The following is a 26,589-nucleotide window of genomic DNA, read 5'->3' as shown; positions in this document are numbered from 1 at the left end:
GAGAGGCCGACGGGGCGGATTTCCGCAACACCGAACTCCGCGGGGAGGGGGTCGGCCTACGACTACAGGCCCTCGCCGCGGCAGCTAAGGAGAAGCAGCCCGAAACGCATGATGCTCAGCAGCGTAACCGAAGATCGCGACGACCGACCGTTGCGTATCAGTATGCGGGACCGAGGGCACGTAAAGAGCAAAATGCGACGAACCACACCTTTTCCGGAACTTCTGCGGCAGGCAGTGACACCTCGATTACAGCGTGCCACCATTTTGTTCATGGACCTCACTCACATGGACCTCAACGAGACGCCCGCCACCCCGGTGTTCTGCACGATCGTCCCCCCGCACATCCTCAGCAATCTGGCCGAGTCCCACGAGCAGGCCCGCCGCACCCTGGAGCACGACGACACCCACCGTGGCCGCCGCCGCGACATCGTCGCCCGCGGCCTGACCCCCGGCGAGCCCGGCGCCGCCGCCGACAAGCCGAAGCGCACCATCTACGACGCCCGCCACCACGAGACCGTGCCCGGCACCAAGGTGCACGCCGAGTCCGACGGCCCCTCCAAGGACGTCTCCGTCAACCGCGCCCACGCTGCCCTCGGCGCCACCTTCGAGCTCTACCTCAAGGTGTACGGCCGCAAGTCCATCGACGGCGCCGGGCTGCCGCTGGACGCCACCGTCCACTACGGCCGCAAGTACGACAACGCCTTCTGGGACGGCGAGCGGATGGTCTTCGGCGACGGCGACAACGACCTGTTCCTCGACTTCACCATCCCGGTCGACGTCATCGGCCACGAGCTCACCCACGGCGTCACCCAGTACAGCGCCAACCTCGACTACCAGGGCCAGTCCGGGGCGCTCAACGAATCCGTCTCGGACGTCTTCGGCTCCCTGATCAAGCAGTACGCCCTCGGCCAGAGCGCCGACGAGGCCGACTGGCTGATCGGCGCCGGCCTCCTGGGCCCGAACGTCACCGGCAAGGCGCTGCGCTCCATGAAGGCGCCGGGGACCGCGTACGACGACGACGTCCTCGGCAAGGACCCGCAGCCCGCGAAGATGAAGGACTACGTCGAGACCACGGACGACAACGGCGGGGTGCACCTCAACTCCGGCATTCCCAACCACGCCTTCTACCTCTGCGCCACGGCCCTGGGCGGCAACGCCTGGGAGAGGGCCGGGCAGGTCTGGTACGACGTGCTGACCGGGGGCGAGCTGGCCAAGGACGCGAAGTTCACCGACTTCGCCGGGCTCACCGTCGCCGCCGCCCGCGCCCGCTTCGGCGCCGGCGACGAGCAGGAGGCCGTCATCAAGGCGTGGACCCAGGTCGGGATCACCACGCCGTAGCGCAACCGGCCGCCCTCCGGGGCGGTCCCCGGCGCCGGACGGGGTAGGAGTCCACCATGCGTATTGAGATCCGACGCACAGGTGGCTTCGCGGGCATCGAGCGCCGCGCCGAGGTGGACACCTCGGGGCGGTCCGATGCCGACGAGTGGCACACCCTGGCCGAACAGTCCGTCACCGCCGCCCAGGACACGCCCCCCTCCGGCGTACCGGACGGCTTCCGCTATCAGCTCACCGTCGACGGGCGGACGGTGCACTGCGCCGACCCCCGGCTCACCGAGGCGCAGCGCGAGCTGATCAACCGGGTGCTCAAGGAGGGCGCCTGAGGGCCGGTGGTGCGGGTCGTCGCCCCCTCGCAGGCCCGATGGCCCGACGGTCCACCTCGGACATTAGTGGGACGTTAGTCGTACAGCGACAGATCATCAGCAGCGGCCGACAGTCTGGTTCTCCCGCACCGGAACGCTCGTTGGAGAGAACGGAAAGAACATGTCGCACACCTCACTCCGCTACGCCCGCAAGGCCGCCGCCGCCATGGTCGTCACCGTCGCCGCATTCGGGCTCACCGCCTGCCAGGGCAGCGGCACCGACGCCTCGTCATCGTCCGCCTCCTCGTCATCGTCCGCCTCCTCCGCGCATGGCGCCCAGTCCCCCACCGCCACCGTCAAGAGCACCCAGGGCTCCGCCGACAGCGGGCCGACGGACACCCCCACCAAGGCCGGGGTGCGCTGCACGGATCAGGTCGACTACGCGGGGGACCCGAGGCCCAACGCCGAGATCAACAGCATCGGCGAGAAGACCGGCCACTGCCCGGCACCGGAGAAGAGCGGCAAGCCCTCGGGGACCCCCAAGAAGCCCGGGACGAGCTGCACGAACCAGATCGACTACGCGGGCGACCCGAGGCCCAACGCCGAGATCAACACCATCGGCGAGAAGACCGGCTACTGCCCGCCGGTCCAGAAGTAGGTACGACAACCGCTCGAAACCGCCGCATCCGCAGGCCCGTGAACGTCTCCGCCCACCACGGCTCAGCCCTCAACACCGCGCTCGTGCAGGGGATATGGCCGTCTCGCCGCCTCCCGCGCCGCCCTTTGGGGCCGCCGATGCCCGCCGCCGAGTCCGGCGGCGGGCGGACCGCGTCACCCCATGCGGTCGGCGGGCGTCACAGCACGCGGTCGGCGCGCGGCAGCGAGCGGACGGCGTAGGCGACGGCCCAGCACAGCGGCAGGGCCAGGGCGCCGACGAGGGCGAACTTGGCCGCCGCCGGGGCGTGCAGCCAGCGGAACGCGTAACCGAGGCCGACGAGCACGGGCGCGTGGAGGACGTAGACCGCGAAGGCGTGGCGGGAGAGGAACGCCGCGGCGGGCCCCTGCCGGTTGAGCCGCTCGCGGAAGAGAACGGTCAGGCCGATCACGACACCGACGGCGAACGTCGACAGCCATGCGGCCGAGACCAGCGACTGCCAGGTGCCGTGCCCGTCCAGCGCCCCCTGCTGCGCGGTCAGGACGACGGGCAGATACGCGAGGGTCGCGGCGGCGGCGACGGCGAAGCCCACCCGGCCCGCACGGCGGGAGAGCGCCCCCGGCCAGCCGTGGCGGTGGGCGAGCACCCCGATGACGAAGAAGCTCGCGTACTGCGGAAGGTAGCTGGGGGTGGGCAGGCCGAGGAAGGGCACATAGCTGCCGTCCGGTACCAGGAAGCGCCAGAGGTAGGTGGCGAGGGCCAGGCCGGCGGTGAAGCCGACGACGGCGCGCGGACGTAGGGGCCGCGGGGGCCGCGCCGGCTCGTGGCCGGCTGCCGTGCCGAGGGCGGGAGGACGCCGTGCGGCGCGGTGGCGGACGAGGGCGTAGAGCGCGACGAAGACGAGGAGCACCTCGACGAACCACAGCGGGCCCGCGTCCCAGCTCAGCAGGTAGTAGATCCAGTACGGGAGGGACGCGCCGCGCTCGGCGAAGGAGTCCCGCATGGCGGCGTACCCGCCGAAGCCCGTCAGCGGACGGAGCAGCAGCAGGAAGGCGAGCAGCGGAATGCCGAGCCGCTTGAGGCGGTCCCGGACGAACGGCCGCGTGCCCTTGCGGTCGTAGGAGGCCGGTGTGAAGTACCCGGCGATCATGAAGAAGAAGCCCATGAAGAACGCCTGGTTGAACATGACGAAGACGTCCAGGAGCAGCCCGGAGCCGTCCCGTGCGGGCTCGGTGTAGTACCAGGCGGGGATGTTGCCGTAGGTGACGGCGGTGTGGTGCAGCACCACCAGTGCCGTCAGCGCGATCCGAAGGTTGTCCACGTAGTGCAGCCGGGCGCGCGGCGGGCGCGCGACGGCCCGTTCGGGCCCGGCCTGTACTGCCGTGCGGTGCGGTTCGTCCGTCATCAATACTCCCCCGTTCAGTGCGATGCCGTGCGGTTCAGGTGCCGTGCGGTTCAGGTGCCGTGCGGTTCAGGTGTGGTGCGGTTCAGGTGTGGTGCCGGGTGGCGGGGCCGGCGCGCGTGTGGCGTGCTCGAAGAGGTCGGCGAGCTCGCGGGCATGGGCCGCCAGGTCGTGCTCGGGGTAGGCGCTCCAGTACGCGAACATGCTGTCGATCGCCGCCTGGAGGCTGACGGCCATGACGCGGACGTCGAACGCACGGAACTCGCCGGTGCGCCGGCCCTCCAGGAGGACGCCCTCCAGTGCGGTGTAGAGCGGTTCGCTCGATGCGACGCCATAGCGCGGGGTGCCGTCGGCGGTGCGGAAGTTGCTGAAGATCTCGCCCAGCGCCGCGAGTTGGGTCCGGTGGCCGTGCATGTACGTGGCGACCGACTCGACATAGACGCGCAGCCATCCGGAGGCCCCGGCGTGCTCCGCCAGCCGGGCGCCGACGAAGGCACCGATGTCGTCGTAGACCTGCTCGACGAGGCGCTCCATCAACTCGCCCTTGCCCGCGAAGTGGTACGAGATCACGCCCTTGCTGATCCCCGCCCGCTCCGCGATCTGCGCCAGCGAAGCCTTCGCGAACCCCCGTGCCGCGATGGTCTCGACGGCGGCGTCGATGATCTGGGCGCGCCGCGCCTTCTCGATGAACGAGCGCTCCGGTTCCCCCGGCTCCCGCTCCCCCGTCCCGACGCCGTCCTGGCCACCGGGATTATTTTTTGACCGCATGGCCAAAAAATAGAGCACCTGGCCAGCCGTTGTCCACTCGGTGCGCCTCAACTCCCCTCCCCGTCCGCCCCCTTGACGCTGTTACCGGCGGTAATAGAAGATCCGGCGCATGACATCCGAGCCGGCGCCGCCCCTGCCCCGCTTCCCCCGCGACTTCCTGTGGGGCGTGTCGACCTCCGCCGCGCAGACCGAGGGCGCGGTGGCCGAGGACGGACGGGGCCGCTCCGCCTGGGACGTGTTCACGGCGGAGGCCGGGCGGATCAAGGACGGCAGCGATGCCCGGGTCGCCACCGACCACTACCACCGCTACCGCGAGGACGTCGGACTGCTGGCGGACCTAGGCGTCGGCGCGTACCGCTTCTCCGTGGCCTGGCCGCGCGTGGTGCCGGACGGCAGCGGGGCGGTCAACGCGGCCGGACTGGACTTCTACGACCGACTGGTGGACGCGCTGCTGGCGGCCGGGATCGAGCCCGTACCGACGCTGTTCCACTGGGACACCCCGCACGCCCTGGAGGAGACCGGCGGCTGGCTCGTACGGGAGACCGCGGAGCACTTCGCCGCGTACGCGGACGCGGTGGCGGCCCGGCTCGGGGACCGGGTGAAGCGCTGGATCACCCTCAACGAACCGGCCGAACTGACCCTGCTGGGCTACGGACTGGGGCAGCACGCCCCCGGCCGCACCCTGCTCTTCGACGCGCTGCCGGCCGCCCACCACCAGCTCCTCGGCCACGGTCTGGCCGTCCGGGCGCTACGCGCCCGCGGCGCCACCGACATCGGCATCGCCAACTCCCACGGCCCCACCTGGGCGGCATCCGGCTCCGAGGCCGACACCGGGGCCGCCGACTTCTACGACCTCCTCCTCAACCGGCTGTTCGCCGACCCGCTCCTGCTCGGCCGCTACCCCGAGGGCATCGCGGAGCAGCTCCCCGGACCCGTCACCGACGACCTGAAGGTCATCTCCCAGCCGCTGGACTGGTACGGCATCAACTACTACCAGCCCACCCTGATCGGCGCCCCCCAGCCGGACACCGCCGCCCCCGCCGACTTCGGCGGGATCGCCCTGCCCCCCGAACTCCCCTTCTCCCCACGGAGGATCGAGGGCTACCCGCGTACCGACTTCGGCTGGCCCGTGGTCCCCCACGCGCTCACCGAACTGCTGGACGCCTTCCGCGAGCGCTACGGCCCGAGCCTGCCACCCCTCATGATCACCGAGAACGGCTGCTCCTACGAGGGCACCGAGGACACCGACCGGATCGCCTTCCTCGACGGACATCTGCGGGCACTGCACGACGCGATGACCGCCGGGGCCGACGTCCGCGGCTACTTCGTCTGGTCGCTGACGGACAACTTCGAATGGGCCGAGGGCTTCGCCCGGCGCTTCGGCCTCGTCCACATCGACTACGCCACCCTGGCCCGCACCCCGAAGGCGTCCTACCACTGGTTGCGAGGCGCGCTGCGGGACCAGGCCCGGGGGTGAGCACGCCCGCACCGACGGCCGGGCCGGCCGAACCGGTGGAGCCGGGCGAACCGGTCGAGCCGGTCGGCCGCGGCTGGACGCTCTCCCTCTCCCTGGCGAACGGCGCGATCTGGGCCGGCTGGTACGGCCCGCTCCAGATCCTGCTCGCCCTCCAGGCCGCCCAACTCGCGCCGCCCGGCGCGTCCAAGGAGTCGGTGCTGGCCTGGGTGACCGGCCTGGGAGCCGGGGTCTCGCTGCTGTCCAACCCGCTGTTCGGCGCCCTGTCCGACCGGACGACCTCGCGGTACGGGCGCCGAACGCCCTGGATCCTGGCCGGGGTGCTGGGCGGGGCGGCGGCGCTGGCGCTGCTGGCAGCGGCCCACACGGTCTGGCTGATGGCGGCCGGCTGGTGCCTGGTCCAGCTGACGCTGAACGCGGCGTTCGCGGCGATCACCGCCGCCGTCCCGGACCGGGTCCCGCAGCGCCGGCGCGGCACGGTGGGCGGCTGGCTGGGCGCCGCCCAGATCCTCGGCGTCGTCGTCGGCACCGGGCTGGCCACCTCCGCCGGCGGCATCGCCGCGGGCTACCTCGTGTGCGCCGCCTTCACCGTCCTGGCCGCCCTCCCCTATCCCCTGCTGCACCGGGACCCGGCCCTGCCCGCCGTCGCCCGCCCACCCCTGACCCTGCGCGCCTTCCTCGCCGGCTTCTGGCTCAGCCCCCGCCGCCACCCCGACTTCGGCTGGGCCTGGCTGACCCGCTTCCTGATCAACCTCGGCAACGCGCTGGCCCTGCTGTATCTCCTGTACTACCTGCGGGACGCCCTGCACCATCCGGACCCGGACGGCGGGGTGCTGGTGCTGACCGCGGTCAACGGCGCGACACTGCTGGCCACCGTGGTCGTCAGCGGCATCTGGTCGGACCGGGTGGGCCGCCGGCAGCCGTTCGTCGTCCACGCGGGTGTGATCATGGCGGCGGCCACGCTGCTGCTGGGAGCCTGGCAGACCTGGACCGGGGCGCTGTGCGCGGCCGCCCTGCTCGGCGTCGGCTTCGGCGTCTTCACCTCCGTCGACTTCGCGCTGATGACGGACGTCCTGCCGGCCGCGGCACACCGCGGCAAGGACCTCGGCATCATCAACATCGCCAACGCCCTCCCCCAGGTCGCGGCCCCGGCCCTGGCCGCACCGATCGTCCGCGAGCTCGGCGGCTACCGGGTGCTGTACGCGGTCGCGGCGGCCACCGGACTGGCCGGGGCGCTGCTGGTGCGACGGATCCGCGGGGTGGCGTGAGCGGTGGGGGCGGGGCGGGGGGGGCGGAACGTGAGCCGTGGGGTGGGGGGGGGCGGAGAGCACACCTAGGGGGCGGGGGAACGGATCCCGTAGGGGGTCGGAGTGCCCCCTACGGGGCCACAACTCGGCGCGCCGGGGGCGGTATTCCCATGGAGCGCGACGTGATCCACCCACGCGACAGGCCCACCGACGCGACAGACCCACCTCCTCCACCGCCGTCCGCGACCGGCCTGACGGCGAGACGGCGAGACGGTGCCCGGGCCCCTGCCGGAGCCCTGGAAAGAGGGGCTAGTGGCTCGTCTCGGATCGTTGGACGGGTAATGGATGGCCCTCAGGCGTGGGCCGGGGTGGGATGCGGTCTGGGCCCGGCGGGGGGCTTTGCCAACCGGTCGACCACTTGTTCTTCCTGGTCAGGTAGCTTTCGGGGCATCCATTGATCCTTATGTGCGGGCTCGTTCGGCATGACCGACCGGGTCCGTGTGGAGGGGTGTCCAGGTGGTGGTCGACCGCCAGGACACGCTGCCCTCGCGCAGTATCCGCCGCAGGGTCTCGCGGCCGACCGCCGGGACGACCGACTGTTTCACCAGGTGCCCGGCCGGCTTGGTCCAGGCACCAGGTGGAGAAGGCGGTGATGCGCCGGTCGACGGGGAACGTCCGTGCGATCAGGCAGATGTGCTCGCGCACCCCGCCACTGATCGCCCCGGGGCGTCCCCCGCTCCATTCATCACGACCTGGAAGCCGCCCACCCCGCGACGAACGAATGATCGATTACCCGGAGGTCGAACCGAGACGCGGCACTAGAAGCCGAGCTTGCGCAGCTGCTTGGGGTCGCGCTGCCAGTCCTTGGCGACCTTCACATGCAGGTCCAGGAAGACGGGCGTACCGAGCAGCGCCTCGATGTGCTTGCGGGACTTCATCCCGACCTCCTTCAGGCGCTTGCCCTTGGGGCCGATGATGATGCCCTTCTGACTGGGCCGCTCGATGTAGACATTCGCGTGGATGTCGAGGAGCGGACGGTCGGCCGGGCGGTCCTCGCGGGGCAGCATCTCCTCCACCACGACCGCGATGGAGTGCGGCAGTTCGTCCCGTACACCCTCCAGCGCGGCCTCCCGGATCAGCTCGGCGACCATGACCTGCTCGGGCTCGTCGGTGAGGTCGCCCTCCGGGTAGAGCGGCGGGCTCTCGGGAAGCATCGGGACCAGCAGGTCCGCGAGGAGGGAGACCTGGGTGTCACCGACCGCCGACACCGGGATGATCTCGGCCCACTCGATGCCCAGCTCCTTGCCGAGCTGGTCGATGGCGATCAGCTGTCCGGCCAGCGCCTTGGAGTCGACCAGGTCGGTCTTGGTGACGATGGCGACCTTGGGCGTCTTCTTGATGCCGGCCAGCTCGGTGGCGATGTAGCGGTCACCGGGGCCGAGCTTCTGGTCGGCGGGCAGGCAGAAGCCGATGACGTCCACCTCGGACCAGGTGGTCCGGACGACGTCGTTCAGCCGCTCGCCGAGCAGCGTGCGTGGCTTGTGCAGGCCGGGGGTGTCCACCAGGACCAGCTGCGCCTCGGGGCGGTGCACAATGCCGCGCACGGTGTGGCGGGTGGTCTGCGGCCGGTTGGAGGTGATGGCCACCTTCGTGCCGACGAGAGCGTTCGTGAGGGTGGACTTGCCCGCGTTCGGGCGGCCGACGAAGCACGCGAAGCCGGCGCGGTGCGGGGCGGAGGAGTCTGTACGAACGCTCATGGCGCCCATTCTCCCCGATCGCCGGGGCCGCGCCGACCATCGGGCGGGCTCAGGCAGCCGGCCCGCCCGCGGGGACGGTGCTGCGCAGCGTGCCGTCGGGGCCTGCGACCAGCACCGGCACAGCGGGACCGCCGAGGTCCCGGACGGCCGCGCGGTCGGCGTCGGCGGCCTGCTCGGCCTCGGTGACCACCGCGGCCGCCTCCAGGGAGGCCGCGCCGCTGGCCACGGCCATCGCCACGGCCGTCTGGAGCGCGCTGAGCTGCAGCGAGTCCAGGGCGACGGTCCCGGCGACGTAGGTACGGCCGGTCTCGTCCCGCACGGCCGCACCCTCGGGCACGCCGTTACGGGCCCGCGCCGAACGCGCGAGCGTGATGATCTTGCGGTCTTCGGGGTCCAGTGCTGCGGAGTCGGTCATACCGGCGAGCATATGCGGGGCCCCCGGTCAGCCCGCCACCGAGTACATCCCCCCGCGGCGGCCCTCGGGTGAGGCGAGCCACTCCAACTTCTGCGCGGTGTCCGTCCCGGGGCGCGGGTTGTGCAGCACGATGTTCAGGTCCGGGCGGACCGGGACCTGGAGCTGCGTGGTCTCGAAGGCGAGGGTCCCGGCGAGCGGGTGCTCCATCTCCTTCTGGAGCTGGCCGCCGTCCTGCACGTCGCCGAGCGCCCAGAGTGCGGCGAACTCCTCGCTGGCCGCGGCGGCCTCCCGGACCACCTCGTCGAAGCCCTCGTCGCCGGGGCGTGCGGAGCAGGCGGCGCGGTACTGGGCGACGAGCGAGCGGGCGTTGCGCTCCCAGCTGAGGGACCGTACGCGGTAGACGGGGTCCGTGAAGAAGGCGACCAGGCAGTTGTGCGAGACACCGGCGCGACCGTGGCCCAGGACCAGGGCGCCGGCCTCGTTGTGGGCCACGGCGTTCCAGTACGGGTCCATGATGTGCGCCGGGAACGGCATCCAGGCGTCGATCAGCCGCTGCAGGCCCGCGCAGACGTCGGTGACGCCCAGCTGCAGGTCCTCGGCCCCCTGCCGCACCGGAGGGTTCAGCCCGGCCAGCGCGTACAGATGCCGCCGCTCCGCGCCGCTGAGGCGCAGCACCCGGGCGACCGAGTCCAGCACCTGCGGCGAGACGGTGATGTCGCGGCCCTGCTCCAGCCACTGGTACCAGGAGGCGCCGACGCCGGCGAGCACGGCGACCTCTTCGCGGCGCAGGCCCGGTGTCCGGCGGCGGCCGCCGTCGGGCAGGCCCGCCTCGAGAGGAGTGACCCGGGCCCGGCGGCTCACCAGGAAGTCGCGCAGGTCCTGACGGCGGCGCGAGGTGTCCCGGGCGGATGCGGATGACGGCGTGGCCACGTGTTGCCCCCTGTCTGCGTGGCTGGTGGTGCGGACACCACGATAAGTTGCCGCTCCCCACCGTGTATTCCGCCGCCGCAGGCTCGTTGCATGCCAGTCATCGACACCCCGGCTCCCGCCGGTACCCACCCGGCCGCGCCCGCCGCCGCGCGGATGACCACCCGCTCCCGGCTCATCCTGCTTCTCCTGTGCGCAGCGCAGTTCATCGTCGCGCTCGACTTCTCCGTCCTGAACGTGGCGTTGCCCGCACTCGGCACGGACCTCGGCATGGGCCAGGGCGATCTGCAGTGGGCGGTCACCGCGTTCGCGCTGCCCGCGGGCGGCTTCCTGCTGCTGTTCGGCCGGATCGCCGACCTCTACGGGCGGCGCCGGCTGTTCCTCTCGGGCCTCGCGCTGTTCACCGCCGCCTCCGTGCTGGCGGCCCTGGCCCAGGGGCCGGCGGCCCTGCTGGCCGGGCGGGCCCTCCAGGGCCTCGGCGCTGCGGTCATCGTGCCGACCGGGATGTCGCTGCTGACCACCACCTTCGCCGAGGGCCCGCAGCGCGAGCGCGCGCTGGGCATCAGCGGCACGCTGCTCTCGATGGGCTTCACCATCGGCATGGTGCTGGGCGGTGTGCTGACGGACCTGCTGGGCTGGCGCTCGACGATGGGGGTGCTGGCCGTGGCGGGGACCGCCGTCCTCGTCACCGCCCCCGTGCTGCTGACCGAGTCCAGGCACCCTGCGCGCCCCCGGATCGACATCCCCGGTGCGGTCACCGTCACCGGCGGCCTGCTGTCCGTGATCTACGCCCTGTCCACCGCCGCCGAGCAGGGCTTCGGCCGCCCCGACGTGGTGGCGGCCCTGGTGGCCGGCCTGGTGCTGCTGGCCCTCTTCGTCGTCGTCGAGTCGCGGGCCGACCAGCCGCTGGTGTCGCTGCCGATGCTGCGCCGCCGCAGCGTCGCCTGGGGCAACCTGGCGGGGCTGACGACCTTCGCGATGATGAGCACCGTCGTCTTCCTGCTGACGCTGTACCTGCAGGAGGTGCTGCGGCTGTCGGCGCTGTGGACCGGGCTGGTGTTCGGCGTGCAGGGGGTGGTCTCGGCGGTGTCCGGGATCGTCGCGCCGAAGGTCATCGCCCGGCTCGGCGCCCGGAACACCCTGGTCACCGGGCTGGCGTTGCAGGCCGGAGGCACCGCAGCGCTGCTGGGCCTGGGCGCCGGCGCCGGCGGAGTGTGGCTGGCGCTGGCCGCTGTGACGCTCGCCGGCCTCTTCCACCTGTGGGTGATCGTGTCGTACGGCGTGATCGCGACGTCCGGCCTCGCGGACACGGAACAGGGGCTGGCGACCGGACTCGTCACCAGCTCGCAGCAGATGGGCATCACCCTGGGCATTCCGCTGCTGAGCGCGGTCGCCGCGGCACACAGCGCCGCCCTGCGCGCGGCGGGCGGCGGTTTCGCGGACGCCACGCTCGGCGGCATCAAGCTGGCCCTGGGGGTGGACGCGGCCGTGGTCGCGGTGGTCGCGGTGCTGGTCGCCACCGGGCTGCGCGCGGCCGGCGCCGCTCGGCGGGTCCGGATCGCCGGAAACTGAAGACGGCGGTTGCCCCGCTCCCCTGCGCCGGGGCAACCGCTCTTCAGCCGGCAGCAGCCGTCAGGTGGCGCTGCTGCAGTCCACGACGAGGGAGGATCCGGTGCCCTTGCCGGAATCATGGGCGGCCCGCTTGGCGCCCACCAGCATTTCGCAGGCCACCTTCCCCTTCTGTGCGGCGTCCACCGGAGCTACCGCGATCGCCGGATAGCGGCCCTTTTCCACCTCGACGGTCTTGGACCAGGGCGCCTTGACGTTCTTGAATTCCTCGGTGTGCCCACTCGCACCCGTGGCGCCGGACAGTGAGATGTTCAGCGGCAGATTCGAGGTCACCGTGAAGTGGACGGACACCTTTCCGCCGCCGCCCCCGCCGCCCCCGCTCCCGCTCCCGTTCCCGCTCCCCGCGGTACCGTCCGCGCTCCGGGAGCTGCCGGACTTCTTGTCGGCCGGGCCGTCGGAGCCACCGGAACAACCGGTCAACAGAGCCGCCACGGCGACCACTCCCACCGCCGCATGAAGTGCACGCATTTCCTGGAACTTTCCTCTCGCACGGAGCGGCCGGCGTTTATCGGCAACCGCCCGAGCGATCTTTCCACGGTGGTCGTGGCGGATTCCAGCATCTCAAAACATGGAATGCAGAAAAGTTGCGGTGCACTCGGGATCAGTAGCGGGAAAGGAAAACGGGGGCGGCGGAAAGGACGTGCCGGGGAGCGCCTGCGGGGGCGGCGCGGAGTCAGCTTTCGACGTGCTGCTCGTCGGCGCCGCCGCCCTCCGAGCGGAGCGGCTCGCACAGCACCGTGATGATCTTGTTGCGGCGGCCGGCCGGGGACTCCGCGGTCAGCCGCAGCGCCTTGAGCCCCGGGTCGTAGGTGTCGTCGGAGAGATCGACCTCGGCCGTGGCGCCCGCGATCGGCACCCGACCCAGGAGCTTGGCGAGCAGTCCGCCGACCGTCTCGACGTCCTCGTCGTCCAGCTCGGCCAGGCCGTAGAGCTCACCGAGGTCGCCGATGTCCAGCCGGGCGGTGACGCGGTAGCGGCCGTCGCCGAGGTCCTCGACGGGCGGCAGCTCACGGTCGTACTCGTCGGTGATCTCGCCGACGATCTCCTCCAGGATGTCCTCGATGGTGACGATGCCGGCCGTGCCGCCGTATTCGTCGATCACCACCGCGACGTGGTTGCGGTCCTGCTGCATCTCGCGCAGCAGATCACCGGCGTTCTTGGTGTCGGGGACGAAGACCGCCGGGCGCATCGCCGAGGAGACCAGCTCGGTCTCCGCATCCCGGCTGATGTGCACCTTGCGGGCCAGGTCCTTGAGGTAGACCATGCCGACGACGTCGTCTTCGTTCTCGCCCGTCACCGGGATGCGGGAGAAGCCGGAACGCAGCGCGAGGGTCAGCGCCTGGCGGATGGTCTTGAAGCGCTCGACGGACACCAGGTCCGTACGCGGCACCATGACCTCGCGCACCAGGGTGTCGCCGAGCTGGAAGACGGAGTGCACCATACGGCGCTCCTCGTCCTCGATCAGCGACTCCTTCTCCGCGAGGTCCACCAGGGACCGCAGCTCGGCCTCGGAGGCGAACGGGCCCTTGCGGAAGCCCTTGCCGGGGGTGAGGGCGTTGCCGATCAGGATCAGCAGCTGCGGGATGGGGCCCATGATGCGGGCCAGCGGCAGCAGGACGTACGCGGCGGCGGTCGCGGTGTTGAGCGGGTGCTGGCGGCCGATCGTGCGCGGGGAGACGCCGACGGCGACATAGGAGACCAGCACCATCACGGCGATGGCGACGGCCAGCGCCTGCCAGGTCCGGTCGAAGGAGCGCAGGCAGGTGTAGGTGACGAGGACGCCGGCGGCCATCTCGCAGCCGACCCGCACGAGGAGGGCGACATTGAGATAGCGGGTGGGGTCGGCGGCGACGGCGGCGAGCTTGGCGCTGCCGCGGCGGCCGGAGCGGACGGCCTCCTCGGCGCGGAAGCTCGTCGTCCGGGCGAGGCCCGCCTCGGCGCAGGCGGCGAGCCAGGCGATCACGACGAGGAGGACGGCGACCGCGATCAGTTGCGTGGTCATCGAGGCGTCCCGGTCAGGAGACGGTGGGGGCCGGCGAGGGGCCGGTCAGGCCCCGCTCGGTCCGCCAGCCGTCGATGATCGCCGCCTGGAGGCCGAACATCTCGGCCTTCTCGTCGGGCTCCTCGTGGTCGTACCCCAGCAGGTGCAGGACGCCGTGGACGGTGAGCAGTTGGAGCTCTTCGTCCATGGTGTGCCCGGTCGGGGCCTCCTCGCCCTGCTTCTTGGCGACCTCGGGGCACAGCACGATGTCACCGAGGAGCCCCTGCGGGGGCTCCTCGTCGTCCTTGGCCGGCGGGCGCAGTTCGTCCATCGGGAAGGACATGACATCGGTCGGACCCGGCAGATCCATCCACTGGATGTGGAGCTGCTCCATGGCCTCGGCGTCCACGACGATGACGGACAGCTCGGAGAGCGGGTGGATACGCATCCGGGCGATGGCATAGCGGGCGACGTCCAGGACGGCCTGCTCGTCGATGTCCGTTCCGGACTCGTTGTTGACGTCGATCGACATGGAGGGGTTTCGTCTCGCTTCTCGTGCGTGCCGGTCGGGTGCGGCGGTGGCTTACCGGCCTCGCGGCCTACCGGCCGTCGCGGCCGTTGCGGCTGTCGTACTTCTCGTATGCGTCGACGATACGGCCCACGAGCTTGTGCCGGACGACGTCCTTGCTGGTGAGCAGAGAGAAATGCACGTCGTCGACGCCCTCAAGGATCTCCCGGACCTGGCGCAGGCCGCTCTTCGTGCCGCCCGGCAGGTCGACCTGGGTGACGTCACCGGTGATGACGATCTTCGATTCGAAGCCGAGGCGGGTGAGGAACATCTTCATCTGCTCGGGGTTGGTGTTCTGCGCCTCGTCGAGAATGATGAAGGCGTCATTGAGCGTACGGCCGCGCATGTACGCCAGCGGCGCCACCTCGATCGTGCCCGCGGCCATCAGGCGCGGGATGGAGTCGGGGTCGAGCATGTCGTGCAGCGCGTCGTAGAGCGGGCGCAGATACGGGTCGATCTTCTCGTAGAGGGTGCCGGGCAGGAAGCCCAGCCGCTCGCCGGCCTCGACCGCGGGGCGGGTCAGGATGATGCGGTTGACCCGCTTGGCCTGCAGCGCCTGGACGGCCTTGGCCATCGCCAGATACGTCTTGCCGGTGCCGGCGGGGCCGATGCCGAAGACGATGGTGTGCTCGTCGATGGCGTCGACGTAGCGCTTCTGGTTGAGGGTCTTGGGCCGGATCGTCCGCCCGCGGTTGGACAGGATGTTCTGGGTCAGCACCTCGGCGGGTGTCTCGCCCCCCGCGCCCTCGCCGTCCTCTGCCGCGCGCAGCATGGCGATGGAGCGTTCCACTGCGTCCTCCGTCATCGGTTGTCCGGTGCGGAGCACCAGCATCATTTCGTCGAACAGGCGCTGGACGAGGGCCACTTCCCGGGCGTCGCCGACAGCGCTGACTTCGTTGCCCCGGACATGGATGTCGGTCGCCGGGAAGGCCTTCTCGATCACCCGCAGCAGCGAGTCCCCGGATCCCAGCACCGTCACCATCGGGTGCTTGGCCGGGACGGTGAACTGGGCGCTCGCCTGCGGGTGCGTGGGTGTCTGCGTCATGGGCCGGCTCGGTGGCCTGCTCAACCCCCATCCTTTGCTCGTCAAGAGGTGCCGGCAGCCCCTGAAGGGGTGCCTGCGGCCTGTCTCTCCCTGGAATACCAGAGTACGACGGCCCACTGACAGGTCCGAGGGCTTTTCCCCGGCCCCTGCCGTCCGGCCCGGAGCAAGCCGGAAGGCAGAGGCCGGGCGGCAGAGGCCGGGCGCCGGGCCGGGGCCGGACGCCGGGCCGGCGTCCGGCGCCGGTTCGCCGTGAGACGAGGCCCGCGGTCAGGCCGGGCGCCGGAAGCCGATCGTGGGGACCGCGCGGGCCAGCGGCGCGGGCCGGTAGGCGGCGGGCAGCACGTCGTCCAGGAACGCGTACCGGCGGCTCAGCACGGCCGGGTCCGCCGCCTGGCAGGTCCGCACCCCCTGCCACCAGGCCGCGATCTCGGCCCAGCCGGGCGCGGAGAGCGAGCCGCCGAACTCCTGCACCGACAGGGCGGCGCTCAGACCCGCGAAGGCCAGCCGGTCGGCGAGCGGCCAATCGGCGAGGGTGCCGGTGACGAATCCGGCGACGAAGACGTCGCCCGCGCCGGTCGGGTCCAGCGCCTCCACCGCGATCGCGGGGACCTCGGCGGTCTCGCCGGTGCGCCCGTCCGCGGCGCAGGCGCCCTGCGCACCCATGGTGACCACCGCGAGCGGCACCCGTTCGGCGAGCTTGCGGGCAGCCGCGCGCGGGCAGTCGGTGCGGGTGTAGCGCATCGCCTCCTCGGCGTTGGGCAGGAAGGCCTCGCAGTGTTCGAGGTCGGCGAGGTCGGCCGGGTCCCAGCGGCCGCTGTCGTCCCAGCCCACGTCCGCGAAGATCCGGCTGCCGCGGCCGGCCGCGCAGCCGAGCCAGCCCTCCCGGCGGCCGGGCACCAGCGAGGCGACGCAGGCGCGCGACGGCGGCGGGCAGCCCGGCGCGTGCGCGCCGTCGAAGGCGGATTCGGGCGGCGGGGCCTCGTGGCCGTGCGAGACCATCGTGCGCTCGCCCTCGTACGCCATGGAGACCGTCACCGGGGAGTGCCAGCCGGGGACCGTGCGGGACATCGACAGGTCGATGCCCTCGCCCTGGGAGAGCGCCTCCCAGCAGTACTCGCCGTACATGTCGTCGCCGAACGCGGCGGCCAGTGAGGTGCGCAGCCCGAGCCGGGCCAGCGCGGTGGCCATGTTGGCGACGCCGCCGGGGCTGGAGCCCATGCCGCGGGCCCAGGACTCGGTGCCGCGCACCGGCGCGGAATCCAGGCCGGTGAAGATGATGTCGAGGAAGACCGTGCCGGTCAGATAGACGTCCGTGCGCGGATCGCCCGCGTGGCGCACCTCGGCCAGCGGGTCGAGGTCCGTGGGCACACCGGCCGGGCCCGCCGGCGGTTGGACATCGCGTCGGCCACTGCTCACCGCGCTCTCCCCTCTCCTCTGGGCACGTGCCGCCAGTCTGCCCGATGCTGCGGTACGTTCCGCCCCATGAGGCTCACGATTCTCGGCGGTGGCGGTTTCCGGGTGCCGCTGGTCCACCGCGCGCTGCTGGACGACCCGGCACGCTCCGTCTCCGAAGTGACGCTGTACGACACCGACCCACGCCGGACAGCGGTGATCGCCGACGTTCTGGCGCGGCAGGCGCAGGGTCACCCGAGGCCGGTGACCGTACGTGTCGAGACGGACCTGGACAAGGCCGTGGCGGGCGCCGACTTCATCTTCTCCGCGATCCGGGTGGGCGGTACGGCGGGCCGGGTGCGCGACGAGCGGATCCCGCTCTCCGAGGGCGTGCTGGGCCAGGAGACGGTCGGCGCGGGCGGCGTCCTCTACGGCCTGCGGACCGTCCCGGTGGCGCTGCACATCGCCGAGCGGGTCGCCGCGCTCGCCCCGCAGGCCTGGGTCATCAACTTCACCAACCCCGCGGGCACGGTCACCGAGGCGATGTCGCAGGTGCTGGGCGACCGCGTCATCGGGATCTGCGACTCACCGGTGGGGCTGGTGCGCCGGGCGATCCGCGCGGCCGGCGCGGACCCTGCGGCGCTCACCGACCCGGGCCGGGCGACGTACGACTACGTGGGGCTCAACCACCTGGGCTGGCTGCGGTCGTTGACCGTGGACGGCACCGAGCTGCTGCCCGGGCTGCTGGCGGACGAGGCCGCGCTCGGCTCCTTCGAGGAGGGCCGGCTGTTCGGCGCCGAGTGGCTGCGCACGCTGGGCGCGCTCCCCAACGAGTACCTGCACTACTACTACTTCCGACGCGAGAGCCTGGCCTCGATACGGGACACCCGCGAGACCCGCGGCGAGTACCTCGACCAGCAGCAGGGCGGCTTCTTCGAGCGGGCCGCCACCGCGGACGGGCCGCAGGCGGTGTACGAGCTGTGGGAGCGGACCCGGCTGCAGCGCGAGGAGACGTACCTGGCGCACAGCCGGGAGGCGAGCGGCGGTTGGCAGCGCGACAGCCACGACCTGGAGGGCGGCGGCTACGACCGGGTCGCGCTGGCCCTGATGCACGCCATCACGGCCGACCGGGGCAGCCGGCTCATCCTCAACGTCCGCAACGGCTCGACGGTGCCTCAGCTGGCACCGGACGCGATCGTGGAGACGGTGTGCGAGGTGACGTCCCAGGGGGCCCGCCCGCTGCCCTGCGCACCGTTGCAGGAGGACCAGCTGGGGCTGATGCTCCAGGTCAAGGCGGTGGAGCGGGCGACCGTGGAGGCCGCGACGTTCAAGGACCGGCGCGCGGCGCTGCGGGCGCTCGCGCTGCATCCGCTGGTGGACTCCCCCGCGGTGGCCGCCCGCATCCTGGAGCGGGCGGCCGGCGAGGCGTGACGGCTCAGTGGCCTCTGCTGATCCACTCCGCCAGGTGCGGGGCCTCGTCCCCGATGGTGGTGCTCTCGCCGTGGCCGGGGCGGGCCACGGTCCGGGGCGGCAGGGTCAGCAGCCGGTCCCGGATCGAGTCGATGATCGTCGGGAAGTGTGAGAACGACCGGCCGGTGGCGCCGGGGCCGCCCTGGAAGAGGGTGTCACCGGTGAAGACCGTGCCCAGTTCGGGGGCGTGCAGGCAGACCGCGCCCGGCGCGTGCCCCGGGGTGTGCAGCACGGTCAGATCCGTACCGGCGATGGTCAGTACCTGACCGTCGGCCAGGTGGGCGTCCGGGGCGTGGTCGGCGTGGGTCTGCTTCCACAGCGGCAGGTCGTCGGGGTGCAGGTGGATCAGGGCGCCGGTACGGGCGGCCAGGGCCGGGGCGGCGTCGATGTGGTCGTTGTGCGCGTGGGTGCAGATGATGGCGCGCAGTGCGCGGCCCCCGAGGGCCGCCAGGATGGCGTCGGCGTCGTGCGCGGCGTCGATGACGACCGCCTCGACGTCGTCGCCGACGATCCACACGTTGTTGTCGACGTCCCAGGTGCCGCCGTCGAGTGAGAACGTCCCCGAGGTGACGAGGTGGTCGATACGGGCCGTCATCAGAGCGTCACCACCGAGCGCAGGACATCGCCCGCGTGCATGCGTGCGAAGGCGTGCTCGACGTCTTCGATGCCGATGGTCTCGGTGACGAACGCGGAGAGGTCGATCCGGCCCTGCTGGTGCAGGTCGATCAACATCGGGAAGTCGCGGGAGGGCAGACAGTCGCCGTACCAGGAGGACTTGAGGGCGCCGCCGCGTCCGAAGACGTCCAGCAGGGGGAGTTCCAGGGTCATCTCCGGGGTGGGCACGCCCACCAGGACGACCGTGCCGGCCAGGTCCCGGGCGTAGAACGCCTGCTTGTACGTCTCGGGGTGGCCGACCGCCTCGATGACGACATCGGCGCCGAAGCCGCCGGTCAGCTCGCGCACCGCCTCGACCGGGTCGGTGGAACGGGAGTTGACGGTGTGGGTGGCCCCCATGGTGCGGGCGGTGTCCAGCTTGCGGTCGTCGATGTCGACCGCGATGATCCGGGCCGCGCCGGCCAGCCGCGCGCCCATCACGGCGGCGTCGCCCACACCGCCGCAGCCGATGACCGCGACCGAGTCGCCGCGCCCCACGCCGCCGGTGTTGATGGCCGCACCGATGCCGGCCATCACACCGCACCCCAGCAGCCCGGCGACGGCCGGTGAGACCCCGGGGTCGACCTTGGTGCACTGCCCGGCGGCGACCAGCGTCTTGTCGGCGAACGCGCCGATGCCCAGCGCGGGGCTGAGCTCGGTGCCGTCCTTCAGCGTCATCTTCTGCTGTGCGTTGTGCGTGTTGAAGCAGTACTGCGGACGTCCGCGCAGACACGACCGGCACGCTCCGCAGACGGCCCGCCAGTTGAGGACGACGAAGTCACCCGGCGCCACGTCCGTCACGCCGGCCCCGACCGACTCGACCACACCCGCCGCCTCGTGCCCCAGCAGGAACGGGAAGTCGTCGTTGATCGCGCCCTGCTTGTAGTGCAGATCGGTGTGGCACACCCCGCACGCCTGGATCTTCACCACGGCCTCGCCGGGGCCGGGGTCCGGCACCAGGATCGTCTCCAGCCGAACGGGTTCGTTCTTTCCCGGCGCGATGACGCCGCGCACTTCCTGTGCCATGGAACAGCCCCTTTCAAAGATCACTTACGGGACCACTGTGGCGCACCGCCACGAGCCGTGCCACACCGTACGCGGATGGCGGGTGTTTGGGGAGGATTGGCCGTCCCGTCGTCACCTCTTCGCCCGCCGCGGCCGTGCGGGCCGGGTGGCGGGAGGTCACCAGCGGGGCACCACAGGGGCGACCCACTCCGGATCCGCCACCCACATCGCGGCGACGTCGTCGCGGGAGCGGAAGGCGCCGTCGTCGTCCAGCCGGCGGCGGTGCAGCACCGCGAGCCGATCGCGGTCGAGTGCGACGCCCAGGCCGGGGGCGTCGCCGACGTCCAGGTGGGTGTGGGAGTGCATGGAGAGGCCGACGCCGAAGGTCCGGCAGATCGCCGCGAGTTCGCGGGTGTTGCGCAGGCCGCCCCAGTAGTGGTGGTCGGAGAGGACGATCTGCGTCGAGGCAGGCACCTCGAAGCCCGAAAGCACGGACGGGCGCAGCTTGTCGGCGGTCTGTACGCCGCGCAGTCCGCCGGCGTCGACGGCGTCGGTCGCGGTCCCGGTCGCAATCGCGGTCCCGGTCGCAATCGCGGTCGCGGTCGCGGTCGCGGTCGCGGCGGGCGAGTCACCGCACACCTCGGCGGCCAGCATCGGCAGTTGGTTCAGATCCGTGACCGCGCGGCCGACGAGTGCGGTGGCCAACGGGCGCGCCAGGTCGAGGTACTCGGTGTCGCCGTACGTCTCGCCGAGGCCGGTGGCCCGCCCTCCGTCGTCACCTCGATGATCAGCCTGGGCGTGTAGGGCTGGTGGACGCCCAGGGTGTTGAGCAGCGGCGGATCGGCCACCAGGACCGGGATGAGCCGGACCTCGGCGATGACGAGGCTGTCCATGCGGGTGACTCCTGCGCTGCCGAGGGTCGGTTGCATATGTGGGCGACGTCCCCATATGCAGTCGGAGAGTAGGGAGCCCGCGTCAGGCCCGTCAACACCCCACCCCCGCAAGGCTTTACCAACCGTTGAATCTTCGCGCGTAGATAGGGAATTGGCGGCTCTGTTAGACACCTAACGGAGCGCCCGCCGGGCGCTCACACCGTCCGAAGGAGCCGCGCATGCCCCGTCCCCTCCTCCCCCACCACAGCCGCCCTGTCCTCCCCCACCGCACCCGCCCTGCCCTCTCCCGCCGCACCCGCCTGGGGGCCGCGGCAGTCACCGCCCTCGTCGCCGGCAGCGCCGCGTTCGGCGTCGGCCAGGCGAGCGCCGAGCACTCCGTGCCGCGCACCGACAAGGAGATACCCAACCTCACGCAGGTGCAGGACAAGATCAAGGCGTATTACGGCGACACGGTGACGGAGGACGGCGAGCACTACGCCTCACCGCACAGCAACTACGCCCACCAGGTCCGCGGCATCGAGAAGAAGGCCCGCGCCTATCTGGCCGGAGAGCTGGCGCACCCCGCCGCCGGCTCCGGCAGGCGGGCACGGCCCGCCATCGTCCTGGACATGGACGACACCACCCTGCTCACGTACAACTACGAGCTCCAGGTCGGCTTCCACTTCACCCCGGAGAGCCAGGACAAGTACCTCGCAGGCACCGACATGGACCCGGTCTTCGGGATGAACCGGCTCGTCGACTGGGCCCACGACAAGGGCGCCGAGGTCTTCTTCCTCACCGGCCGCAAAGAGGCGCAGCGCAAGTGGAGCGTGCGCAACCTCAAGAACGTCGGCTACCGGGTACCGCTCGACCGCGGGCACGTCTTCCTGAAGAACACCGAGCACCCGCCCCCGTACCTGCCCTGCGGCTCGACGTGCTCGACCGTCGAGTACAAGTCGGGGACGCGCAAGCACATCGAGTCGCTCGGCTACACCGTCGTCGCCAACTTCGGCGACCAGTACAGCGACCTCCAGGGCGGCGCTGGCAAGCGCACGTTCAAACTGCCGAACCCGATGTACTACCTGCCGTAGGCGTGGACGGTCCGCCCCGCCGCAGGCGCGGGCGGACTCAGCGCCGCTTGGGGAGCGGCACGCGCATCAGGTCCTGGGCGACGGTGAGTTCGCCGTCGAACCCGGCCGCGCGTGCCTGCCGCTCGAACTCCCCGGGGTCGGAGTAGCGCTGCGAGAAATGGGTCAGGACCAGATGGCGCACCCCGGCCTCGGCGGCCACGCCGGCTGCCTGCCCGGCCGTCAGGTGCCCGTGCTCCACGGCCAGCTGGCGATCCTCGTCCAGGAAGGTCGACTCGATGACGAGCATGTCCACCCCCGCCGCGAGCGCGTACACGCCGTCGCACAGCCGGGTGTCCATCACGAAGGCGAACTTCTGCCCCGGACGCTCCTCGCTGACCTCGTCGAGGCGGACGCCGTCGAGCTCGCCCATGCGCTGCAACCGGCCGACGTCGGGGCCGGCGATGCCGTGCGCGGCCAGCCGGTCGGGCAGCATCCGCCGGGTGTCCGGCTCCACCAGGCGGTAGCCGTAGGACTCGACGGGGTGGGAGAGGCGGTGCGCCTCGAGGACGTACGACTTCGTGCGGTCCAGTTCGCCGTCGGCGGCCACCGGGCGCTCCTTGAGGCGGACCGTCTCGCGGTAGGCCGTGGCGTGCCGGAGCCGGTCGAAGAAGTGCTGGCCGCCGGCCGGATAGTGCGCGGTGACGGGGTGCGGCACCCGGTCCAGGTTGATCCGCTGGATCACCCCGGCCAGGCCCAGCGAGTGGTCGCCGTGGAAGTGCGTGACGCAGATCCGGTTGAGGTCGTGCGCGGCGACCCCGGCCCGCAGCATCTGGCGTTGGGTGCCCTCACCGGGGTCGAAGAGCACCCCCTGGCCGTCCCACCGCAGCAGATAGCCGTTGTGATTGCGGTGCCGGGTGGGGACCTGGCTGGCCGTGCCGAGGACGACCAGTTCACGTGGGGACAACTCGGATCCTCGGTTCCGTCAGACCAGGCGCTGGAGGTCGCGGCCGCCCAGCAGGTGCGCATGGGCGTGGAAGACGGTCTGGCCGGCACCGGGTCCGGTGTTGAAGACGATGCGGTAGCCGGTCTCGTCGACCTTCTCCTCGGCCGCCACGATCCCCGCCTCGTGCAGCACGTCGCCGGCGATGGCCGGCTCCGCGGCGGCGAGCTCCTTGGCATTGGGGTAGTGGACCTTGGGGATCACCAGGATGTGGGTCGGGGCCTGGGGGTTGATGTCACGGAAGGCGACGGTGGTCGCGGTCTCCCGGACGATGGTCGCCGGCACCTCCCCTGCGACGATCTTGCAGAACAGGCAGTCGGCCTGCGGTTCTCCCGCCACCGGTGGGCTCCTCACGGTTCACGCGGCGGACGCCGTACGCGCCCGCCGTACGCACGGTGCGTACGGCCTCGGATGCTACCGGGCTGCGGCCCGTTCACCCGGCCGCGGGGCCCGCGGATCACTAAGCTGGCCCGGCAGACCTCTTATCGCCCACAACCAGGAGTTATCCACCATGGCAACCACGCGCACCGCCAAGACCCACTGGGAAGGCAACCTCCTGGAGGGCAAGGGTTCCGTCGCCCTCGACTCCTCCAAGGTCGGTACGTACGACGTGAACTGGCCCGCCCGCGCGGAGCAGCCCAACGGCGTCACCAGCCCCGAGGAGCTGATCGCGGCGGCCCACTCCGCCTGCTACTCCATGGCGTTCTCGCACGGCCTGGCGGGCAAGGGCTACACCGTCACGGCGGTGGACACCCAGGCCGACGTCACCTTCCAGCCGGGCGAGGGCATCACCTCCATCGTCCTGAACGTCCGGGCCAGCGTCCCCGGCCTGTCCGAGGAGGACTTCCAGGCAGCCGCCCAGGACGCCAAGGCCAACTGCCCGGTGAGCCAGGCGCTGGCGGGGGTCAAGGACATCTCGCTCAAGGCCGAGCTGGTCTGACCTTCGGTCGGCCGGCGTGAACGGCGGTGCGCCGCGCGGCTCCTGAGGGCCGGGCGGCGCACCGCCGCGCTGTGGGCGGGCACTGTCAGTGGGGCGTGCCACGATCGTTCGCGTACCGGCGTTGCACATCGCCGGCCGTGCGCCGCACACGCCCCGAAGGGACCGCCCCCGTGACCGACAGCTCCCGCTCCGCGCTCTGCCTCGCGCTGAGCCTCGCCGAACCGGCCGCCGCCGACGCGCTCACCGAGCGACTGCGCCCCGAGCTACTGGCCGCCCTCGCCGATCGGTTCGGGCTCTCCCAGGAGCTGGTGGTGCGGCTGACCGGCCCGGAGCCCGCGGCGCTGCGGGCGGCGCTTGCCACGGACGCCGGGGAATTCCTCCTGGCGGCAGCCTCGACCGGCGATCCGGTCCTCGCGCGGGCCCTGTGGAGCGCCCAATTCCGCCCGGACGACGACGTCAGGGTCCGCGCGATGCACCGCCTCCCCGGCCTGCTGCCGGCCGTCTTCCGCGCCGCCGACCCCGCGGACCCGGCCTGGGACGACGGGGAGGACAGCCTGGTCGCGGTGCTCGGCGAGGAGGCCACGGAGGTCGAGCTGGTCCTCGCCCTGACCGGCCCGTTCCCCGGTCTGATCGCCCAGTCGCTGGTCGCCCTGGGCCCGTTCCTGCCGCCGCCCGTGGTCCTGGACGCCTGCCGCACCCTCGCGGAACTGACCGGCGCCGAGGGGATCGAGGCGCTGGCCGGCGGCATACCGCGGCTGCCGCGGCACGCCCGGCTCGGACACCCGTGGCTGCCGGGCGTGTTGCACGCGGCCCTGGAGGCACCCGACACCGCGGCCTTCCTGCGTGAGCGGCGGCCCGCCGGGGAGTGGACCGACCCGGAGCAGCTACGTGCCCTGATCGCGCTCCGGCTCGGGAAGGACCCCACCGTGAAGCCCGCGGGTCTCGACTGGGAGCTGATCCTGCGCGAGCACGAGCGCCTCCCCTTCGACAGCGAGACCCGCCGCGGATCAACCTTCCGCCCGGGCGGTCGGCTGCTCCGGCTCGCCCAGTGGGAGGGCTGCCCCGCCGCCCTGGTGCGGGAGAGCTTCCGCGCCGACCCCGGCGGCACCGCCCGGTGGGCCGCCGAACTGCCCTTCGACACCCTCGCCGGCCCCGACGCGGACCCCACCTGGATGATCCTCCACCACACCCTCGGACGCGGCATCCGCGAGGGCTGGCTGCCGGTGGAGCGGGTGCTGACCGAGGTGCGGCCGGCGGCGTATGTGCTGGACACCCTGCCCTACGACCACGAACCGACCCGCAAGGCCCTCGCCGCGCTGCTCACACCACTCGGCACGGACCCCGTCAACTGGCTGACGTGCTACGCCCGGACGGGCCGCGCCCGGGGCACCGTCGCCGAGCTGATCGCGGACGCCGCCGTGCCGTCCGGCCGCAGGAAGCGCCACACCAGCTGGCCGCGGCCGCTGGAGGCGGAGTTCCCGGCCGTCCGGTCGGACTCCTCGCGGCCGGCGTTCCTCGGCATGTTCCAGTGCGCCACCGAGGAGGCGCAGAGCGCCGTCGTCCCGCACCTGGACGCGCGGGCCGTCCAGCACCTCCTCGTCTACGGCAACCCCACCCCGGCGGTCCGCGACGCCGTCGTCGCCGCGCACGGCCTGTCCGCGCAGGTGGCGATGGCCGCCACGGACGAGCTGTGCGAGGAGAAGCTGGCCCACCTCCTCGATCTCGACGAACCGGCGGTGGACGCCCAGCTGTTCCGTTGCGCCGATCTCCCCCGGGGCGAGCGCGAGCGGCTGCTCGCCGGGCGGCTGCGCGGCGGCGGCACCCGCCCCGTAGCGGACGAGCTGCTGGCCGTCCTGGAGGAGACCAGCGTCAGCCACCACCGCGACCGCCTGACAGCCGGCCTGGAGTCCGGCGACACCGGCGTGGCCCGCACGATCGTCGGTCGGCTGCGGCTCCATGTGCCGGCCGCCCGGCTCCGGCTGCTGACCGCCGTGTGGGAGCGCGGCGGCCCGGACGCCGTCCGGGAGGTCCTGGCCATGGACCGGCTCCCGGCGCTGCTGCGGCGGCACACCGAGCAGCTGCTCGACGCCCCGGACGGGCCGGCGCGGCTGCGGGCCCGGCTGGCCGAGGAAGAGTCCCCGGAGCGGCTGCTGGCCTTTCTGGCCCATGCGGCCGGCACCCCCGCGGAGCGGGTGCACCGCCTCCTCGCCGAGGGCATGGAGCCGCCCTGGCCCGCGCTCGTGGCGGCACTCGGCGCCGGCACCCTCCCGGACGGCCTTCCGGAGGCCCTGGTGGACCGTCCGGACTGCCCCCGTGAACTGCTGGTGGCGGCCCTGGCTGCCGTTCCCGAGTACGGAGCGGACTGGATCGGCCGGGCGCTGCGGTGCGGGAAGCTCGCCCCGGACGACCTCCTGACCCACGGGGCGCCCGCGTCGGCGGCCCTCGGCTGTCTGCGCCGGTATGCCCGCGAGAAGGCCGGCGCCCCGGCCTGGGAGCCGGTGCGGGCGCGCGCCGAGGCCCTCACCCGGGAGCATCTGGCCGCGAACGTCGAGGCATGGGCCGTCTGTCTGCAACTGCTGCCGACGTTCACCGGCGCGCTGCCCGAACTCGTCGCGACAGCAGGGTCGGTGGCCCGCGTGCACCCCTGAATCCGCGCGCCCCGGCGCTGTCCGTGAGGG

The 26,589-nt window shown here is 72.2% G+C and carries 24 protein-coding genes and 1 pseudogene; 10 read left to right on the top strand and 15 right to left on the bottom strand.

Going from position 1 to position 26,589, the window contains the following annotated elements; all coding sequences use genetic code 11:
• The first annotated feature begins 270 nt into the window (after nucleotides 1-270).
• From ACGFML_RS11500 to ACGFML_RS11490, 3 genes are all read left to right on the top strand, one after another.
• On the top strand, nucleotides 271-1,338 hold the full coding sequence (locus ACGFML_RS11500) for a M4 family metallopeptidase (RefSeq protein WP_393542432.1): 1,068 nt from the start codon (nucleotides 271-273) through the stop codon (nucleotides 1,336-1,338).
• Nucleotides 1,339-1,394: 56 nt separating this feature from the next.
• The gene (locus tag ACGFML_RS11495; protein ID WP_393542430.1) at nucleotides 1,395-1,661 is read left to right on the top strand and encodes a protealysin inhibitor emfourin; all 267 of its coding nucleotides are present in this window, start codon (nucleotides 1,395-1,397) and stop codon (nucleotides 1,659-1,661) included.
• A 160-nt stretch (nucleotides 1,662-1,821) separates the two neighbouring features.
• The gene (locus tag ACGFML_RS11490; protein WP_393542428.1) at nucleotides 1,822-2,298 is read left to right on the top strand and encodes a hypothetical protein; all 477 of its coding nucleotides are present in this window, start codon (nucleotides 1,822-1,824) and stop codon (nucleotides 2,296-2,298) included.
• A gap of 196 nt (nucleotides 2,299-2,494) precedes the next feature.
• Here ACGFML_RS11490 and ACGFML_RS11485 read toward each other — a convergent pair whose 3' ends face one another.
• Together ACGFML_RS11485 and ACGFML_RS11480 are read right to left on the bottom strand one after the other, a co-directional pair.
• A complete protein-coding gene (locus ACGFML_RS11485) occupies nucleotides 2,495-3,700 on the bottom strand; it encodes an acyltransferase (RefSeq protein WP_393542426.1) in 1,206 nt (401 codons plus the stop codon).
• A gap of 66 nt (nucleotides 3,701-3,766) precedes the next feature.
• Nucleotides 3,767-4,465 (bottom strand): TetR/AcrR family transcriptional regulator, encoded by a 699-nt coding sequence (locus ACGFML_RS11480; protein WP_393542424.1) that lies wholly within the window; start codon nucleotides 4,463-4,465, stop codon nucleotides 3,767-3,769.
• Nucleotides 4,466-4,574: 109 nt separating this feature from the next.
• Here ACGFML_RS11480 and ACGFML_RS11475 point away from each other — a divergent pair, with 109 nt between their 5' ends.
• On the top strand, nucleotides 4,575-5,942 hold the full coding sequence (locus ACGFML_RS11475) for a GH1 family beta-glucosidase (protein WP_393542422.1): 1,368 nt from the start codon (nucleotides 4,575-4,577) through the stop codon (nucleotides 5,940-5,942).
• Nucleotides 5,939-7,207: an MFS transporter gene (locus tag ACGFML_RS11470; RefSeq protein ID WP_393542420.1), complete on the top strand. Its 1,269-nt coding sequence runs from the start codon at nucleotides 5,939-5,941 to the stop codon at nucleotides 7,205-7,207. The genes ACGFML_RS11475 and ACGFML_RS11470 overlap by 4 nt, the downstream gene beginning before the upstream one ends.
• A gap of 797 nt (nucleotides 7,208-8,004) precedes the next feature.
• Here ACGFML_RS11470 and era read toward each other — a convergent pair.
• Genes era through ACGFML_RS11455 form a run of 3 tightly spaced genes read right to left on the bottom strand, consistent with a single transcriptional unit; the run spans nucleotide 8,005 to nucleotide 10,288 of the window.
• Nucleotides 8,005-8,943 (bottom strand): GTPase Era, encoded by a 939-nt coding sequence (gene era / locus ACGFML_RS11465; protein WP_393542418.1) that lies wholly within the window; start codon nucleotides 8,941-8,943, stop codon nucleotides 8,005-8,007.
• Between the two features lie 49 nt (nucleotides 8,944-8,992).
• Nucleotides 8,993-9,358 carry a cytidine deaminase gene (locus ACGFML_RS11460; RefSeq protein ID WP_393542416.1) on the bottom strand — a complete coding sequence of 122 codons (366 nt, stop codon included), beginning with the start codon at nucleotides 9,356-9,358 and terminating at the stop codon, nucleotides 8,993-8,995.
• A gap of 27 nt (nucleotides 9,359-9,385) precedes the next feature.
• Entirely contained in the window at nucleotides 9,386-10,288 is a 903-nt protein-coding gene (locus ACGFML_RS11455) for a helix-turn-helix transcriptional regulator (protein ID WP_393542414.1), read from the bottom strand.
• 90 nt (nucleotides 10,289-10,378) lie between these two features.
• Here ACGFML_RS11455 and ACGFML_RS11450 point away from each other — a divergent pair, with 90 nt between their 5' ends.
• Entirely contained in the window at nucleotides 10,379-11,857 is a 1,479-nt protein-coding gene (locus ACGFML_RS11450; RefSeq protein ID WP_393542412.1) for an MFS transporter, read from the top strand.
• Between the two features lie 60 nt (nucleotides 11,858-11,917).
• Here the strand turns inward: ACGFML_RS11450 and ACGFML_RS11445 are convergent, their stop codons facing one another.
• The 5 genes from ACGFML_RS11445 to ACGFML_RS11425 form a co-directional block, all read right to left on the bottom strand.
• Nucleotides 11,918-12,382: a hypothetical protein gene (locus tag ACGFML_RS11445; RefSeq protein ID WP_393542410.1), complete on the bottom strand. Its 465-nt coding sequence runs from the start codon at nucleotides 12,380-12,382 to the stop codon at nucleotides 11,918-11,920.
• 205 nt (nucleotides 12,383-12,587) lie between these two features.
• On the bottom strand, nucleotides 12,588-13,916 hold the full coding sequence (locus ACGFML_RS11440) for a hemolysin family protein (protein ID WP_393542409.1): 1,329 nt from the start codon (nucleotides 13,914-13,916) through the stop codon (nucleotides 12,588-12,590).
• A 13-nt stretch (nucleotides 13,917-13,929) separates the two neighbouring features.
• Nucleotides 13,930-14,427, bottom strand: coding sequence for an rRNA maturation RNase YbeY (ybeY, locus tag ACGFML_RS11435; protein WP_393542407.1), 498 nt, complete (start codon nucleotides 14,425-14,427; stop codon nucleotides 13,930-13,932).
• A gap of 67 nt (nucleotides 14,428-14,494) precedes the next feature.
• Nucleotides 14,495-15,508, bottom strand: coding sequence for a PhoH family protein (locus ACGFML_RS11430; protein WP_393542405.1), 1,014 nt, complete (start codon nucleotides 15,506-15,508; stop codon nucleotides 14,495-14,497).
• Nucleotides 15,509-15,775: 267 nt separating this feature from the next.
• Nucleotides 15,776-16,924, bottom strand: coding sequence for a carbohydrate kinase family protein (locus ACGFML_RS11425; RefSeq protein WP_393542403.1), 1,149 nt, complete (start codon nucleotides 16,922-16,924; stop codon nucleotides 15,776-15,778).
• A gap of 66 nt (nucleotides 16,925-16,990) precedes the next feature.
• On the opposite strand from ACGFML_RS11425, the gene ACGFML_RS11420 reads away from it, so the two are divergent.
• Nucleotides 16,991-18,331: a 6-phospho-beta-glucosidase gene (locus ACGFML_RS11420; protein WP_393542401.1), complete on the top strand. Its 1,341-nt coding sequence runs from the start codon at nucleotides 16,991-16,993 to the stop codon at nucleotides 18,329-18,331.
• Between the two features lie 4 nt (nucleotides 18,332-18,335).
• Here ACGFML_RS11420 and ACGFML_RS11415 read toward each other — a convergent pair whose 3' ends face one another.
• The 3 genes and pseudogenes from ACGFML_RS11415 to ACGFML_RS11405 form a co-directional block, all read right to left on the bottom strand.
• Complete coding sequence (locus ACGFML_RS11415) at nucleotides 18,336-18,965, bottom strand: MBL fold metallo-hydrolase (RefSeq protein ID WP_393542399.1); 630 nt, start codon at nucleotides 18,963-18,965, stop codon at nucleotides 18,336-18,338.
• Nucleotides 18,965-20,050 (bottom strand): S-(hydroxymethyl)mycothiol dehydrogenase, encoded by a 1,086-nt coding sequence (locus tag ACGFML_RS11410; protein WP_393542397.1) that lies wholly within the window; start codon nucleotides 20,048-20,050, stop codon nucleotides 18,965-18,967. Before ACGFML_RS11410 ends, ACGFML_RS11415 begins: the two co-directional genes overlap by 1 nt.
• Nucleotides 20,051-20,206: 156 nt before the next feature.
• A pseudogene (locus ACGFML_RS11405) lies at nucleotides 20,207-20,922 on the bottom strand (hypothetical protein).
• 218 nt (nucleotides 20,923-21,140) lie between these two features.
• On the opposite strand from ACGFML_RS11405, the gene ACGFML_RS11400 reads away from it, so the two are divergent.
• Nucleotides 21,141-21,992, top strand: a complete 852-nt coding sequence (locus ACGFML_RS11400; protein ID WP_393542395.1) for an HAD family acid phosphatase — start codon at nucleotides 21,141-21,143, stop codon at nucleotides 21,990-21,992.
• A 37-nt stretch (nucleotides 21,993-22,029) separates the two neighbouring features.
• On the opposite strand, the gene ACGFML_RS11395 is transcribed toward ACGFML_RS11400, so the two are convergent.
• Nucleotides 22,030-22,935, bottom strand: coding sequence for a ribonuclease Z (locus ACGFML_RS11395; RefSeq protein WP_393542393.1), 906 nt, complete (start codon nucleotides 22,933-22,935; stop codon nucleotides 22,030-22,032).
• 18 nt (nucleotides 22,936-22,953) lie between these two features.
• Complete coding sequence (locus ACGFML_RS11390) at nucleotides 22,954-23,310, bottom strand: histidine triad nucleotide-binding protein (protein ID WP_393542391.1); 357 nt, start codon at nucleotides 23,308-23,310, stop codon at nucleotides 22,954-22,956.
• A 172-nt stretch (nucleotides 23,311-23,482) separates the two neighbouring features.
• Here ACGFML_RS11390 and ACGFML_RS11385 point away from each other — a divergent pair, with 172 nt between their 5' ends.
• Nucleotides 23,483-23,911 carry an OsmC family protein gene (locus tag ACGFML_RS11385; RefSeq protein ID WP_393542389.1) on the top strand — a complete coding sequence of 143 codons (429 nt, stop codon included), beginning with the start codon at nucleotides 23,483-23,485 and terminating at the stop codon, nucleotides 23,909-23,911.
• A 170-nt stretch (nucleotides 23,912-24,081) separates the two neighbouring features.
• The gene (locus ACGFML_RS11380; protein ID WP_393542387.1) at nucleotides 24,082-26,559 is read left to right on the top strand and encodes a hypothetical protein; all 2,478 of its coding nucleotides are present in this window, start codon (nucleotides 24,082-24,084) and stop codon (nucleotides 26,557-26,559) included.
• Nucleotides 26,560-26,589 lie beyond the last annotated feature (30 nt).

This window comes from Streptomyces sp. NPDC048650, assembly GCF_043199095.1.
Lineage (GTDB): Bacteria > Actinomycetota > Actinomycetes > Streptomycetales > Streptomycetaceae > Streptomyces.
This window is presented reverse-complemented; position numbering and strand designations above follow the sequence as displayed.